This window comes from Streptomyces sp. NPDC127098 (genome assembly GCF_042722465.1).
Classification (GTDB): domain Bacteria; phylum Actinomycetota; class Actinomycetes; order Streptomycetales; family Streptomycetaceae; genus Streptomyces; species Streptomyces millisiae.
Genome location: NZ_JBHXFJ010000038.1, coordinates 24860 through 39224, shown reverse-complemented (window position 1 = coordinate 39224; position 14365 = coordinate 24860). Strand labels below are relative to the sequence as shown.

The 14365-nt window shown below is 70.6% G+C and carries 12 protein-coding genes and 1 tRNA gene; 8 read left to right on the top strand and 5 right to left on the bottom strand.

Annotated elements, in window-relative coordinates:
* The first annotated feature begins 54 nt into the window (after window positions 1–54).
* The 5 genes from ACFWI8_RS22790 (at window position 55) to ACFWI8_RS22770 (ending at window position 3828) form a co-directional block, all read left to right on the top strand.
* A complete protein-coding gene (locus ACFWI8_RS22790; RefSeq protein ID WP_387094596.1) occupies window positions 55–213 on the top strand; it encodes a hypothetical protein in 159 nt (52 codons plus the stop codon).
* Between the two features lie 9 nt (window positions 214–222).
* Window positions 223–867 (top strand): nicotinate-nucleotide adenylyltransferase, encoded by a 645-nt coding sequence (nadD, locus tag ACFWI8_RS22785; RefSeq protein WP_311598467.1) that lies wholly within the window; start codon window positions 223–225, stop codon window positions 865–867.
* A gap of 20 nt (window positions 868–887) precedes the next feature.
* A complete protein-coding gene (locus tag ACFWI8_RS22780; protein ID WP_387094594.1) occupies window positions 888–2645 on the top strand; it encodes an LCP family protein in 1758 nt (585 codons plus the stop codon).
* Between the two features lie 83 nt (window positions 2646–2728).
* Window positions 2729–3175: a ribosome silencing factor gene (gene rsfS / locus ACFWI8_RS22775; RefSeq protein ID WP_387094592.1), complete on the top strand. Its 447-nt coding sequence runs from the start codon at window positions 2729–2731 to the stop codon at window positions 3173–3175.
* A gap of 35 nt (window positions 3176–3210) precedes the next feature.
* Window positions 3211–3828, top strand: coding sequence for a histidine phosphatase family protein (locus tag ACFWI8_RS22770; RefSeq protein WP_387094590.1), 618 nt, complete (start codon window positions 3211–3213; stop codon window positions 3826–3828).
* Between the two features lie 163 nt (window positions 3829–3991).
* Here the strand turns inward: ACFWI8_RS22770 and ACFWI8_RS22765 are convergent, their stop codons facing one another.
* Complete coding sequence (locus ACFWI8_RS22765) at window positions 3992–4819, bottom strand: helix-turn-helix transcriptional regulator (protein ID WP_387094656.1); 828 nt, start codon at window positions 4817–4819, stop codon at window positions 3992–3994.
* A 111-nt stretch (window positions 4820–4930) separates the two neighbouring features.
* Here ACFWI8_RS22765 and ACFWI8_RS22760 point away from each other — a divergent pair, with 111 nt between their 5' ends.
* From ACFWI8_RS22760 to ACFWI8_RS22750, 3 genes are all read left to right on the top strand, one after another.
* A complete protein-coding gene (locus tag ACFWI8_RS22760; protein ID WP_387094588.1) occupies window positions 4931–6364 on the top strand; it encodes an MFS transporter in 1434 nt (477 codons plus the stop codon).
* A gap of 155 nt (window positions 6365–6519) precedes the next feature.
* Window positions 6520–6753: a hypothetical protein gene (locus ACFWI8_RS22755; protein WP_120760294.1), complete on the top strand. Its 234-nt coding sequence runs from the start codon at window positions 6520–6522 to the stop codon at window positions 6751–6753.
* A 129-nt stretch (window positions 6754–6882) separates the two neighbouring features.
* Window positions 6883–6955, top strand: a tRNA-Ala gene (locus ACFWI8_RS22750).
* 355 nt (window positions 6956–7310) lie between these two features.
* On the opposite strand, the gene ACFWI8_RS22745 is transcribed toward ACFWI8_RS22750, so the two are convergent.
* The 4 genes from ACFWI8_RS22745 to ACFWI8_RS22730 form a co-directional block, all read right to left on the bottom strand.
* The gene (locus ACFWI8_RS22745; protein WP_387094586.1) at window positions 7311–7592 is read right to left on the bottom strand and encodes a hypothetical protein; all 282 of its coding nucleotides are present in this window, start codon (window positions 7590–7592) and stop codon (window positions 7311–7313) included.
* A gap of 457 nt (window positions 7593–8049) precedes the next feature.
* Window positions 8050–8415, bottom strand: a complete 366-nt coding sequence (locus ACFWI8_RS22740; RefSeq protein WP_387094584.1) for a tyrosine-type recombinase/integrase — start codon at window positions 8413–8415, stop codon at window positions 8050–8052.
* A gap of 354 nt (window positions 8416–8769) precedes the next feature.
* Complete coding sequence (locus ACFWI8_RS22735; protein ID WP_387094582.1) at window positions 8770–9381, bottom strand: hypothetical protein; 612 nt, start codon at window positions 9379–9381, stop codon at window positions 8770–8772.
* A 10-nt stretch (window positions 9382–9391) separates the two neighbouring features.
* Complete coding sequence (locus tag ACFWI8_RS22730) at window positions 9392–13906, bottom strand: DUF6531 domain-containing protein (RefSeq protein WP_387094580.1); 4515 nt, start codon at window positions 13904–13906, stop codon at window positions 9392–9394.
* Between the last annotated feature and the right edge of the window lie 459 nt (window positions 13907–14365).

Genomic DNA, 14365 nt, shown 5'->3' with positions numbered 1-14365 from the left:
TTACGATGACCCTACGTTTCAGCCGTCAGTCACGTTCCCGGATAGGCCAGCCTCATGACGCTCTCCGCCTCGCCCGCCGCCGAAGCCCTGGTCACGCTCGCCAACGAGGGCGGCGGTCACGACAGCCTGAACCCCTACGCCATCGGCGGCGGCGCCCTGGCCGCGCTGCTGCTCCTGCTCTGGATCACGACCCGCCTCAACCGCGACCGCTAAGGTCGGCGCATGCGAGAGCGGATACCCCGTCCCAAGCGCCGGATCGGCGTGATGGGCGGCACGTTCGACCCCATCCACCACGGGCACCTCGTGGCGGCCAGCGAGGTCGCCGCGCTGTTCCACCTGGACGAGGTCATCTTCGTGCCGACGGGGCAACCCTGGCAGAAGGACCACAGGTCGGTCTCGCCGGCCGAGGACCGTTACCTGATGACGGTCATCGCCACCGCGTCCAATCCGCAGTTCTCGGTCAGCCGCATCGACATCGACCGCGGCGGCAAGACGTACACCATCGACACGCTGCGCGAGCTGCGGGCCGAGCACGCCGAGGCCGACCTGTTCTTCATCACCGGCGCCGACGCGTTGGCCCAGATCCTGGGCTGGCGGGACGCGGCGGAGCTGTTCTCGCTCGCCCACTTCATCGGGGTCACCAGGCCGGGACACCCGCTGGCCGACCCGGGTCTGCCCAGCGGCGGGGTGTCGCTGGTCGAGGTGCCGGCGCTGGCGATCTCCTCCACCGACTGCCGCGAACGGGTCGCGAGGGGCGACCCGGTCTGGTATCTGGTGCCGGACGGGGTGGTGCGCTACATCAACAAGCGTGCCCTCTACCGGGACTGCGCGGAGGACGCGGAGGGACCGACACAGGCGGCGCGCTGAACGGCTGAAGGGCGGCACTGGTGAACGACCGACAGGACCCGTACGGGCAGTTCGGGCAGCCCGGACAGATCTACGGCTACGACGAGTACGGCCGTCCGATCTACGGCACGGAGCCGCAACAGCCGCCCGCGCAGGGCGAGTACGACTACGGGTACGGCACCGGGGGACAGCAGGACTACGGCTACGGCTACGGTCAGGACACCGGCCAGCAGGCGCCCGTCCAGGACCAGGGACAGCACCAGGGCCACCAGCAGGGCCAGCACCAGGGGCAGTATCCGCAACAGGACCAGTCCCAGGGCGGCTACGGGTACGGCTATGGCTACGGCTACGGCTACGGCGGGGACACCGGCTACGGCACCGCGCCCGCCGGTCACGACACCGGCCAGCAGGCGCCCGTCCAGGACCACGGGCCGGAGCCGGCGGCGCCCGCCGCCGATCCCGCGCCGGCCACCCCGCCCACCCAGGCCACGCCGTCCACCCAGGCCACGCCGTCCGTGCCGCCCGCGCGCGGCGCCGAGCCCGCCGACGGCGAGTACCAGACCGAGCAGTTCGCCTTCGTCGAGGAGGAGGACGGCAAGGCCGAGGACGTCATCGACTGGCTGAAGTTCAGCGAGAGCCGCACCGAGCGCCGCGAGGAGGCCAAGCGCCGCGGCCGCACCCGCAAGCGGCTGCTGGTCGTCCTCCTGGTTCTGGCCGTCCTCGGCGGCGTCGGCTACCTGTACGCCACCGACCGGCTGCCGTTCCTCGCCGACTCCGGCACCGGCGGCGAGACCGCGACCGGCGCCCAGGTGCGGGACGTCGTGGTGGTCCACCTGCGGCCGCTGGACTCCGACGAGACCTCCACCGTGCTGCTGGTCGGCAACGAGACCACCGAGACCGGCACCACCCTGCTGCTGCCCAACGAGCTGTCCGTCACCCCGGACGGCGGCACCACCACCCTCGGCCAGGCCGTCGCCAACGAGGGCGCCGCCTCCGTCCGTGAGGCCGTCGGCGGGCTGCTCGGCGCCGACATCCAGGGCACCTGGCGCCTCGACACCCCCTACCTGGAGACCCTGGTCGAGCTGGTCGGCGGCATCACCCTCACCACCGACGCCGAGGTGCCGGGCGAGGACGGCGAGGACCCGCTGGTGCCGCGCGGCGAGGACGTCCAGCTGGCCGGCCGGGCCGCCGTCGCCTACGCCACCCTGCGCGGCGAGGACGAGCCGGGCACCGCCCAGCTGGCCCGCTTCGGCCAGGTGCTGCAGGCCGTGCTGGAGAAGCTGCCCGCCGACGAGGCCGGCGCCACCCGGCTGGTCGAGGGCCTCAACCAGATCGTCGATCCCTCGCTCACCGAGGACCAGCTCGGCAACCTCCTCGCCCGCCTCGCCGGCTACGCCCAGGGCGATGCCTACGAGACCACCCAGCTGCCGGTCGAGGTGGACGGCACCATCAGCGACGAGACGGCCGAGGGCCTGGTCTCCGAGGTCCTCGGCGGCACCGTCAGCAACGCCGACCCGAACGGCGCGCCACGGATCGGTGTCCGGGACGCGAGCGGCGTCCAGGGCAACGCCGAGACGGCGAGGATCGCGCTGGTCAACGGCGGCTTCACGGTCGTGGACAGCCGCGCGGCCGGCGGGACCGAACCGTCCTCGCAGGTACTGTACGGCGACGAGGCGCACCGCGAGACGGCCCTGGAGGCGGCCAGGACCCTCGGCCTGCCCGAGGAGGCGGTCACGCAGGGTGAGGGCGCCGGAAATGCCGATGTGACGATCATCCTGGGAGAGGACTATGGAGGCTGACCGCTCCGGGGCCGTGTCAGCGCGGCGTGAGACCCTGGACGGGTGACAACGCCTGCCACCGAGCCGAGGAGACCCCAGCACCAGTGACCGCCACGGACCGCGCCACCGAGCTGGTCGAGGTCGCCGCCCAGGCGGCGGCCGACAAGCTCGCGCACGACATCATCGCCTACGACGTCAGCGACGTCCTCGCCATCACCGACGCCTTCCTCCTGGCCTCCGCGCCCAGCGACCGCCAGGTCAAGTCCATCGTGGACGGGATCGAGGAGCGGCTGCTGAAGGATCTCGGCGTCAAGCCCGTCCGCCGCGAGGGCGAGCGCGAGGGCCGCTGGGTCCTCCTGGACTACGTGGACATCGTGGTGCACGTGCAGCACGCGGAGGAGCGGGTCTTCTACGCCCTGGAGCGGCTGTGGAAGGACTGCCCGGTGCTCGAGCTGCCGGAGGACGCCGAGGCCACGAAGGGCCGCGCCGCCGCCCACGCCGACGAGCACCAGGCCGCCCAGAGCGGCGCGCCGGGCGGTGAGCTCCGCTGAGCATCAGCAACGCCGGCAACGGCTCCCGCCGGATCGTGCTCTGGCGGCACGGCCAGACCGCCTGGAACCTGGAGCACCGCTTCCAGGGCACGATGGACATCGAGCTCACCGAGACGGGCCGGGCCCAGGCCAGGCACGCCGCCGGTCTCCTCGCCAGCCTCAGGCCGCACACCATCATCTCCTCCGACCTCAGCCGCACCCGGGAGACGGCCGCCGAGCTCGCCGCCGTCACCGGGCTGCCGGTCACCCACGACGAGGCCCTGCGCGAGTCCTACGCCGGCGACTGGCAGGGCCTCACCCACGAGGAGATCCGCGCCCGCTTCGGCGAGCAGTACGCGGCCTGGAAGCGCGGCGAGCCGGTGCGGCGCGGCGGCGGCGAGCTGGAGACCGAGGTGGCGGACCGGGCCGCGCCGCTGGTCGAGCGCGCGGCCGAGAAGCTGCCGCCCGGCGGGGTCCTCGTCGTCGTCAGCCACGGCGGCACCATCCGCACCACCATCGGCCGCCTGATCGGCCTCGCCCCGCCCAGCTGGGAGGCGCTCGGCGGCCTCTCCAACTGCTGCTGGTCGGTGCTCGGCGAGAGCGTCCGCGGCTGGCGCCTCCTCGAACACAACGCGGGATCCCTCCCCGAGCCCGTCCTCGGCGACGACGTCTAGGCCCTGTCCGGGCGATCTTCTTCGGGCCCGCGACGCCATACACGGCACCTCGCTGCGTTACCGAATCGCGCGAATACGGCCAAGTATGAGCTGCGATCCGGTGCCTTGCGATGTACCGCGTCTGACGCCGCGGGCTGATCCTCGAAGATCGCCCGGACAGGACCTAACAGCGTCGCAGCAGCTCCACCGCGGCCCGGCTCTCCTCGTCCCCCGGGACGTAGACGACCATCCGGGCCTCGGGCACGCCGTGCACCGAGAGCGACTGCGAGCGCAGCCGCAGCTCGCCCACCGCCCGGTGCCTGAAGGTCTTGACCCCCGGCCCGGGCGGCACCACGTCGCCGCTCGCCCACATCGCCCCGAACTCCGGGCTGGCCACGGACAGTTCCCGCACGAACCGCTCCCAGGCCGGCTCGCCGACGTGGTTGCCGTAGGCCGAGCGCAGGGTGGCCACCATGACCCGCAGCTCGGCCTCGCGGAACACCAGCGGACACTCCTCGAGCCGCCCCGTGAACAGCTGCCACAGCGCGTTGCCACCGGCCGCCGCGGGGGACTCCTCGGGGTAGAAGATCGCGCGGTAGACGCCGTTGGTCCCCAGCACGTCGTAGCGGGCGTTGTAGACCACCGCGGGCAGCGGCTCCAGGGTGTCGAGCACCAGCCGCACGTCAGGGCCCACGCTGTCCGTCTGCGGCACCGGATCCGGCGTCCAGGGCACCTCGGCGAGCCGGAACAGGTGCTCGCGCTCCGCCACGTCGAGCCGCAGCGTCCTGGAGACGGCGTTGAGCACCTGCGCGCTCGCGTTGATCGGTCGCCCCTGCTCGAGCCACGTGTACCAGGTGACCCCCACCCCGGCCAGCTGCGCGACCTCCTCGCGCCGCAGCCCGGGCGTCCGCCGCCTGGCCCCCGGCGCCATGCCCACCTCGGCCGGCGTGATCCGCGCCCGCCGGCTGCGCAGGAAGGTGGCGAGCTCCGGCCGCCGGCGCACCGTCGTCATGGTCGTCACCTCTCCACGCTGGCACGGCGCCCGGCGCGCTGCCAGGTGCCTGCCGGTACCAGTATCGGCGGGCTCTCTCCACCCGTACCCGACGGGGCGCAGGGTCCTGCCATGACACTCTCCACGAGCCCTTCCCCGACCCCTGCGGCCCCGGCCCGGGGGCGCCCGGCGCTCCTCCTCACCATCGTCCTGCTCGCCCAGTTCATGTCCCTGCTCGACGTGTTCATCGTCAACGTCGCCGGGCCCACCCTCCAGGCCGAACTCAACGCCTCCGGCGGCGAGTTGCAACTGATCATCGCCGGATACACCATCGCCTACGCCGTGTTGCTGGTCACCGGCGCCCGGCTCGGCGGCCGCCACGGCCCGGGCCGGCTGTTCCTCACCGGCCTCGCGCTCTTCACCGCCTCCTCGCTCGCCTGCGGCCTGGCCGGCTCCACCGCCACCCTCGTCGCGGCACGCCTCGCCCAGGGCACCGGCGCCGCGCTGATGCTGCCGCAGGTGCTCAGCCTCATCCAGCTGACCTTCGCCGGCCAGGCCAGGATCAGGGCGCTCACCGGCTACGCCGCCGTGGTGGCCACCGGCGCCGCGGCCGGGCAACTCGCCGGCGGGCTGCTCGTCAGCGCCGACCTGTTCGGCTGGGGCTGGCGCGCGGTCTTCCTGGTGAACGTGCCCATCGGCGTCACCCTGCTCTTCCTCGTCCCACGCGGCCTGCCGCTCTCCCGCCCCGCGCACACCGGTCGCCCCCGCGGCCTGGACCCCACCGGCCTGCTCGTCCTGACCACGGCCGTGACCTTGATCACCGTGCCGCTCGTCCTCGGCCAGGAACGGGACTGGCCCCTGTGGTGCTGGCTGTCGCTCGCCGCCGGCGCCGCGCTCGCCGCCCTGCTGGCCCACCACTCGACCCGCCTCGCGGCGCGCGGCGGCGAGCCCCTGATCGCCCCCCGGATGCTGACCAGCCCCGGCATGCCGCTCGCCGTCCTGCGGATCTTCCTCACCATGGCCATCAACGGCGGCAACCTCTTCGTCCTCTCCCTGCACGTCCAGGCCCCCGAGGCCGCCGGCGGCCTCGGCTACGGCGCGCTCCGCGCCGGCCTGGTCTTCCTCCCGGCCTCGCTGGCCTTCGGCGCCGTCTCGCTCCTGTGGCGCCGCGTCCCCGCCCACCGGCAGCCCGCCCTGCCCACCACCGGCCTGCTGCTCTCCGCCGCCTGCCTGCTGGCCTGCGGCCTCCTGCTTCGCGACGGCGCCGACATCGGCGTCCCCACGATGACGGTCTTCGCCCTCACCGGCGTCGCCCTGGCACTCGCCTACGGCCCCACCCTGACCGGCGCGCTCGCCCTGGTCCGCCCCGAGGACGCGGCCGACGCCAGCGGCGTCACCATGATGACCACCCAGCTCGGCATGCTGACCGGCATAGCCGCCATCGGCACCCTCTACCTGGACCGCGGCGACCCCTGGCCCGCCATGGTCGCGCTCGCCCTCGTCGCCACCGCGGCGGCCGCCGCCGGAGCGGTTGCCCGACCCGCGACGCGGGTAAAGAGGCGTTGATCGTCGTGTATCGATACCGTCTCCGTGGCCATCAGGTCGGATCACCGGCTTAACCGTCCGCGGACGGCGTGGCAGAATCGGACCAAGCCGGGGCTCTGACGGAGGGGTTTACCCACGTGGGCACGGCCCGCGACCGAGGGTGGAGCTGATCGCTCATGGGTGCACACAGCAGAAAATGCGACTGGTGTGGAGCCGGCACCCCGATCGTCCGGGACCTCCAGCCGGTCAACGCGGCCTACCAGTACTGGTGCGTCGAGTGCGCCCGCGCGCTGATCATCAAGGGCGACCCCATCGAGGTCTACCGCGAGCTGGAGGGCGAACCGATCTACGGCCGCCTCCTCGACGAGCACTGCGCCCTCAAGCGCTTCTACTCCTTCGCCAGCGTCTGACCCCTCCCGCCGGCCCCCTCCTCGCCCCCGCCGGAACCGATTTGGCAATCCACCGGGGTGGGTGTGTAAAGTAGGCATCGCCGCCGAGGGGGAAGCCCGAAAGGGAAGAAACCAAGGCGGACCAGGCAAGGGGCTATAGCTCAGTTGGTAGAGCGCTTGCATGGCATGCAAGAGGTCAGGAGTTCAATTCTCCTTAGCTCCACAGGTCAGAGGCCCCCTCCCGCAAGGGAGGGGGCCTCTTGCGCGACTCCCCCCTCGGTCCAGCGTCAGTGCGGGTCACGCGGCATCTGGGGGTTAATCTCCGGCTGCCGTTCTCCCGTATCGAACTGCCCTTCCACCTCTCCTCGCCGCCCGCCTTTACGGCCATGCCACTGGTGGCATGAGGCTGGGGCCCACCGTGCATGCACGGGTGACGGCGTTCGACGCGAAGGGGATCCGCGCTTACGAGCGCCGGTACCGACGTGAACAGCAGGGCGCGCAGCGCCGGCGGTCGCGGGCGAGCAGGTGCCCAGGCTTCTGGCGAGGCCGAGCCAGCGACTGTGCCGACCGGGTAGCGGTCAGCCGTCGGCGCGGACTTGGGCGATCAGCCGTTCGGCGTGGCGTCTGGAGATCGCCAGTTCGCCGGCGACCTGCTCGGCGGGCGTCTCGGCGTCGGTGGCCAGGAGGCGACGGATGTGTGCGATGCGTTGCTGGGCGCGGTGGTGGCGGGGGTCGTTGGAGTGGTCGCGTGGGCGGGTGTCGGTCGCTCCGACCGGGCGGCCGCCGCCGGCTCCGCGTCCTGGGCGGGCGGCGAGCCAGGCGGGGATGGTCTCGCGGTAGAAGTGTGGGACGCCGAACACCTTCTCGTCGGGGCTCGGGCCGATTCTGTCGGAGACGTAGCTGGCGGCGCTTCGGACGAGAGGATGGGCGAAGCTGGCGCCAAAGGGCTCGAGGCGGTTGCGGTCTATCCGTTAAAGCGGACGACAGGAGCCCGGAAGTGACTGCTCGATTGAATAGAACCTCTCGCTTGCGAATTTCTCCGGGTGGTGACGCGGCCTGGCAGGACGCCCCCGCCAGTGCGGGGACGACACTTGTTGACCTGCGGTGATGCGAGACAGAGAGGCTCATTTCATTCAGTCGGATGTTGGCGCAGGCGCCCCAAGGTATAGCTGTGGCGCCGAGCCAGCCCAGTCGAACGATGGTGGCTTCGAGCCTAGCTCCGGAGAGATGCTACGTCGCCTCGGCGCTACCACGTCCGAGGTCTACCCGGGAGTGGGATGAGTGACTATCTGAGTGTCTATGGATCCCGACCCGGGGTCAGGCCCCGAAGATCCGGTCCATCGCCTTCGCTCCCGTCTGGATGACGGGGCGGATCTGCTTCCGGTAGACCTTCTCCGTCGTGGCCATGGCCGAGTGCCCGACGAGCTTCGCGATCTCCTCGACGGGGACGTCGTGGTCGGAGAGCAGGGACACGAAGCTGTGCCGCAGCTCGCGTGGCGTCCACTCTGCCGCCTCGATGCCCTCCGCCTTGCCGAGCGCGTGCCGGAAGGCGTGTCTCACGTTGGCCGCGTCCATCGGGGTCCCGACCTCGGAGTTGAAGACGAGGCCGTTCTCCAGCCAGTCGACGCCGGCCGCCTCGCGCCTGCCGCTGCTGCCGTCGACGCTGCACCCAGGCCAGGACACAACGTGGAGTCGGGGCAGCCCGAAGCATGGGGCGACGAATTCATTGGCGTCAGCCACCCAGCCTCAAGGTCAAGGGGACCATCCCCGCCCGTACGGGGACGACTCATGACGACAGCTGAAGACCCGGACGCCGAGAGGACGATCCCCGCAGACGCGGGGAGCAGTTGCAGGGGCTGCTGGTGGATCCGGCGGCGGAGGGGACAACTCGCAGGCGCGGGGAGCAGAGTTCGTGGCCTGCAGCTTTATCTGGTGGGAGGCGTGCCTTTACTTCTTCACATTCAGGCGTAGGGGGCACAGCGGTGCAGGTTTCCACATGGACACTGCTCAGGTAGGAGAGGCGGTGCGCGGCGCCGGTCAGGAGAGTTCCCAGCCCTTCCGGTCCGCGAGGGCCGGCAGCGCTTCTGCGATCCGCTCGGACGTTCGCCGTGCGGCGTCCCGCAGCTCGTTCAGGTCCAGGGGAATGCCTGCTGTGGCGCGTCGCAGGAATTCTTGTTGTTCCTCGATTTCCAAGGCCTGCAAGGGGCCTGGGGGTGGCGGTTGTTCGCCGAATGCGGTGGTGCGTGGGGTGGCGCCCGCGAGTTCGAAGTCGAAGTCGGAGAGCAGGCTCTGGGTGGTCTGTCCGGACAGTTCCACCTTGTTCATGTCCAGGCGCAGGTGAACGGCCAGGGTGTTGAGGGCGAGGGCCAGGGCCTGGCCGGTGTAGAAGCTCTGCTCTGCCTGGTCTTCGCCCATGGCGGCTTCGAGGTCGGTGGATTCCAGGATGTCGACACATTCTTCGTCGACGTCCTCGCCCGCGGCGGCGCGCCATCCGAGGTCGAGCAGGTCGTCGAACCACTCTCGCTCGTCCGGGTCGCTGAGGAGGCGGTAGACGGCGCCGAGGCGCTCCGCGCATGCGGCGCAGAACGCGACGTAGGTCTCTGGTGCGGCGTCCGGCAGCTCATGGGTGATCGAGATGCGCGTGGTCATGCATTCCTCGTCAGTCGTCGATGGACCAGAACAGTGTGTAGGGGGAGTTCTGTTCCGCGTGGCCGCGAATTCCCGCACCGCCTACTTGGACACCGCGGGTGTTGATGAGCTCCAGGCAGATGTCGTTGCAGAAATTTCGTGAGGCGGCTCCGAAGACCGGTATTTCGTCGCGCCCGAGGCTCCTGATGATACCTTCCTCGGCGTGTCCGGCGGCTTGGACGAATTCCTCGCCGGGCCGCAGGGTCCAGGAAGCCGGCATGGCCCCGGGGCCGTTGATGCCGAGGCGGACGGTGTACTGCTGGGTGCGGGTGTTGAAGACGCCGATGACAGCGGTGGTGCCCCTGATGTCGGCGAGGAAGTAGTCGTTGCGGACGGCCTGGAGTTCCTCGGCGCGGTTCAGGGCGAGCATGGCGTCGTCGATGGTGCCCGGCGAGCAGGGGGTGAGGCCGAGGAGGTCGGTCCAGGTGAGGGGATTGCGGACGTACGCGTAGTGATTCGGTGCCGGGTCGAGGCCGAGCGGGTCGGGGCTGGCGTATCGCGCGGTGAGCGGGTCGTAGTAGCGGTGGACGTTGTAGTGCCAGCCGGTTTCGGGGTCCTCGTACTGGCCGGGGAAGCGTAACGGGGTCCCGGCGTGCCCTCCGGGTTCGTCGCGCGCGATGCCCCAGAGCGTGGTGCGTCGCCGCCAGGCGATCTCGCCGTGCTCGTCGACGAGTTCGGTCGGCGTGCCGACGAGGTCGGTGACGATGCTGTAGAAGCGTCGGTCGATCTCCTGCTGTGGGGCGTCGGCCGCGGGCGTGGTCTCGGTCTGGGCGACGGGGTGCGTGCCGTTGTAGTTCCAGCTGGTGACCGTTGGCGTGGTGCAGTTCGGGGTGGTGCTGGTCTGCTCGACGAGGGTTGCCCCGGACCAGGTGAACATTGTCTGCTCGACGACGTTTCCCGCCTCGTCCCAGCGTCGCTTGGCGGTCCGGCGCCCGAGCACGTCGTAGGTGTAGGTCCAGCGCGTGCCGTCCGGGGTGATCACGGAGCGCAGGCGGTCCTCGGCGTCCCAGTGGTAGCGCCAGGTATCGGGCTTGCGGGAGAGGCGGATCTTCTGGCGCAGTACGACGCGGCCGGCGGCGTCGTAGGTGTATCGGATGTTGCCGGCCCTGGTGACGCGTGTTCCGGTGTAGTGCCGTTCGCCGGATGCGTCGGGAAGGTCCTGGCTCGGGGGTCCCCACCGGGCGTCGGTCTGGTTGCCGAGCGGGTCGTACCGGTAGGTCTCGGACGAGTTGTCGCGCCGGGCCGTGGTGACGCGTCCGACCTGGTCGAGGTCGAAGTGCGTGGTGCCGTCGAACAGGTCGGTCTGGGCGGAGACGAAGTGGTCGGGGCGGTAGCTGTATCGCAGGCCGGCCAGGGGCTGTCCGTGGCTGGTCACCGACTTCTCGGTGAGGTGGCCCGCGAGGTCCCACTGCTGGGCTATGACCACGCCGGTGTCTAGGTGTTGGCTGAGTTCGCGGCCGGCCGGGTCGTAGGCGAAGGCCAGGGTGCGTCCGGCGACCTGGAGCGCGGTGCGACGGCCGGCGGCGTCGTAGCTCTGGGCGCTGGTGAGCCCGGACGGTGTGACGCGGGAGACCTGGCGGCCCGCGGCGTCGTACGCGTAGGAGACCGCGCGCCCGTCGCAGGCCTCGGACAGCAGCCGTCCGACGGCGTCGTAGGTGAAGGAGACCTCCGCGCCCTCCTCCACGGCGCGCAGGAGACGGCCGGTCGCGTCGTGCTCGAAGCGAGCTGTCGCACCGTCGGCGGTCTTCTCCGTGGTCAGGCCGAGGGCGTCGCGCGTGTAGGTCACCGTCTGACCCGCGGCGTTGGTGCGCTGAACCAGCCCGCCGGCGGCGTCGTACACGTAGCTGACGCGTCGGCCGTCGAAGTCCTCCTCGGCGAGGACCCGGCCCGCAGCGTCCAGTTCGTAGGTCCAGGTGAGCTCGCTCGGGCCGACGACCTTGGTCAGCCGCAGCTCGGTGTCGTGGATGAACGCGTGACGGGCGCCGTCCGGGTCGGTTCGCGCGCTGAGTTGGTCGAAGACGTACTCGAACCTCGTGACGTCGCTGTTCTCGTTGACGTGCGTGAGGCAGTTGCCCTCGCCGTCCCACGTCCAGGCCTGGACGCCTCCTTGTGGATCGATCCGGTGCATCGGCTTGCCTTCGAGCGTCCATGAGAAACGTGTGACGGCGCCGAGCGGATCGATGGCCCTGGCGACGCGCCCGAAGGCGTCGTGCTCGAAGCGGTACTCCTCGCCGGTCGGCCTCGTGATGGACACCGGGCGCCCTGCCGGGTCGCAGACGAACCGCGTGACATTGCCCAACGGGTCGGTGATCGCGGTGAGATGACCACGCTCGTCGTACTCGTACCGCGTCTCGGCCCCGAGCGGATCGATCAACGCCGACCGGTTGCCCACCGCGTCGTAACTCTGTCGCCACGTCTGGCCCGCCGGATCGGTGATCGTGATGGGCAGGCCACGCTGGTCGTGCGAGTAGGCGACGCGGACCCCGTCCGGCCGGGTCACGGCGACGAGACGACCGGCGGCGTCGTAGTCGTACCGCGTGGTGCGTCCCAGCGGATCGGTGGTCGACAGCACCCGGTCGTAACGGTCCCACTCCCGGCGTGCGGTGTGTCCCAGTGGGTCCGTCTCGGCGACCAGCTGGTAGCAGTCGTTGAACTGGAAGACGGAGGTGTGACCCAGCGAGTCCGTGAAGGTCGTGCGGTAGTTCTCCCCGTCGTAGCGAATGGTGCTGGAGAGGTAGCCGTCCATGCCCTCGGTGGCGACACAGCGTCCGGCGTCGTCGTACGTGTAGCGGTACCAGACCCCGTTGCGGTCCTGCCACCCGGTGATGCGACGCCGCGCGTCATAGGAGAGCCGAAGCGGCGCCTCCGAGGAGTTGTGGATCTCGGAGAGGTTGCCGCGTTCGTCGTAGGCATACCGCAGCAGGGTGGGCTGGTCAGGTGCGCTGAGCAGCCGGAGCTCGCGTATTCGGCCGTCGGCGGTGCTCACTCCCACGTGGTAGCCGCCATCATGGACGACAGCGGAGGGCAGGCCGTCCTCGTCGTACTCCACCCGAACGCGGTTGCCGTTGCGGTCGGTGACAGCGGTGAGCGGCAACTCCGCCGCGGACCGACCGGCCACGGGCGCGAAGTGCAGCGTGAGCCCGCTCTCTCCCCGCCGCAGGGTCATGGGCGTGCCGGGCTCGCCGCTCCACAGCAGCTGCCAGCGGGGGCCCTCGACCGGGAACACTGGCTCATGAGGGATCGGACGAGGAAAGTCCAGCAGCGAGCCGTCGTCGCCGTGGAACACGACGCCGTGCTCCTCGAGAACCAGGCGCTGGTCGAGGGTGGACGCCCAGGACGGACCGAAGAGGCTTCCGCTGCGCACCGAGGTCCGGTGATGGCGTTCCAACACCAACGGAAGAACACCGGGAAACTGGACGTCCGTGGCCGACATCACCATCTCGCCCGTGGCCATGTCGATCGGGTCGGTGCGGCAGAACAGCCGACGGATGCTGCGGCTGAACGCCCGGAAGCTCTGCCCGAGCCCTGCAACGCCGCGGGCCATCCCGCGCAGCCCGGTGCGGCCCAGGGAGGCCACCCCAGCGGCCAGACCGCCGAGCGTCGTGATGCCCTTGCCACCCGGTATGCAGTCCAGCGCCGCGAAGGCCACGTCCCACAACGTCGCCTGGCCGTTGGCGTATCGATAGAGGGTGTCGGCGAGGACGACGAGCGCGGCGGCGAGGACGACCCAGGCCAACGGGCCGCCGATGACCATGACAACGATGCCGAGGACGGCGACGACGACCTTGCATACCTCGACGATGGTGTCCCAGTTCTCCGACACCCAGTTGATGGCGTCTTCCCACCACCGCCGGTTCTGGATGCCGGCATCCGAGGCGGCGTCGATGTCGCGGGCGCACGCGCGGGCCGCGTCCTCCCGCATCTCCTTCGCCTGCTGGGCCAGCCCTCGCGCGGCGGACAGGCGCTCCTCGGCATCGTCGACACGGGACTGGGCCGAAGCCGCGGCCTCGTCGGCCGCGGTGCGGTCCCGCGTCGCAGCCCGAACCTCTGCCTCCGAGGGCGGCTCAACGCCCTCCCGCTCGCCCGCCTCCTCGAGCCGCCGCGCTTCGTCGCCGGCCCGGGACACCCAGTCCTGCGCCTCCGATAACGCCCCCTGCGCACTGGAGAGATCAGCCTGCGCGGCGATCGCCCGGTCCAGCGCTCGATCGGCCATCCCCTGAGCGGCTTCCAGCTTCGGCCAGTAGACGTGTAACGCCTGGGCCGCCATGTCGTAGGAGGTCTGGAGCTTCTCCAGGTTCCACGGCACGCCGTCGAACTCCGACTGGAACGCCTCGGCCGATCGTCCGGCCCACTCCAGCATCGCCCGGTCCTCGGCCATCCCCCGGATCCGGCCCAGGGCCTCACCGACATCGTCCGCGAACGTCTGCAACTCGTCCGCGAGCTCCCGCACCTCGTCCGGGTAGCCAGGCGTCGGATCCGAGTCCATATCGACCGGACTCCAGTCAGACGGCCGTGCCATGAGCGACATCCCCCCGTAGTGAACAAGCGACGTACAGTTGCCCGACAACACCGTAAGGAACCAGGCCGTCACTGATCAACGATTTGTTTGAACCACCGTTTGATAGCGGCATGCCGTGGCTGCTTCGATCGCCATTGGCAACGTGTGCGGGCCCGCAGCACGAACCCCGGAGAACAGCGCCGCAGGCGCGGGGAGCAGCCGTCGAGTTCGTCGTCCGGCCACATCCCGTCGGGAACAGCCCCGCAGGCGCGGGGAGCAGACCCAGGCCGGCGTCAGCCGCATGCCCGACCCGGGAACAGCCCCGCCGGCGCGGGGAGCAGAGTTCGTGACCTGCGGCTTTATCTGGGGGGAGACGTGGTTTTACTTACTTCTTGAGATTCGGGCATAAGGTTTGTTGCGGGCATTCGTTTGCCGGGTGGTCATTGG

Excerpts from the sequence above, each read along its gene's own strand:
- ACFWI8_RS22790 (WP_387094596.1), top strand. The coding sequence starts at position 55 with ATGACGCTCTCCGCCTCGCCCGCCGCCGAAGCCCTGGTCACGCTCGCC.
- nadD (WP_311598467.1), top strand. The coding sequence starts at position 223 with ATGCGAGAGCGGATACCCCGTCCCAAGCGCCGGATCGGCGTGATGGGC.
- ACFWI8_RS22755 (WP_120760294.1), top strand. The coding sequence starts at position 6,520 with ATGGGTGCACACAGCAGAAAATGCGACTGGTGTGGAGCCGGCACCCCG.
- ACFWI8_RS22765 (WP_387094656.1), bottom strand. The coding sequence starts at position 4,819 with ATGACGACGGTGCGCCGGCGGCCGGAGCTCGCCACCTTCCTGCGCAGC.
- ACFWI8_RS22735 (WP_387094582.1), bottom strand. The coding sequence starts at position 9,381 with ATGACCACGCGCATCTCGATCACCCATGAGCTGCCGGACGCCGCACCA.
- ACFWI8_RS22760 (WP_387094588.1), top strand. The coding sequence starts at position 4,931 with ATGACACTCTCCACGAGCCCTTCCCCGACCCCTGCGGCCCCGGCCCGG.
- ACFWI8_RS22730 (WP_387094580.1), bottom strand. The coding sequence starts at position 13,906 with ATGGACTCGGATCCGACGCCTGGCTACCCGGACGAGGTGCGGGAGCTC.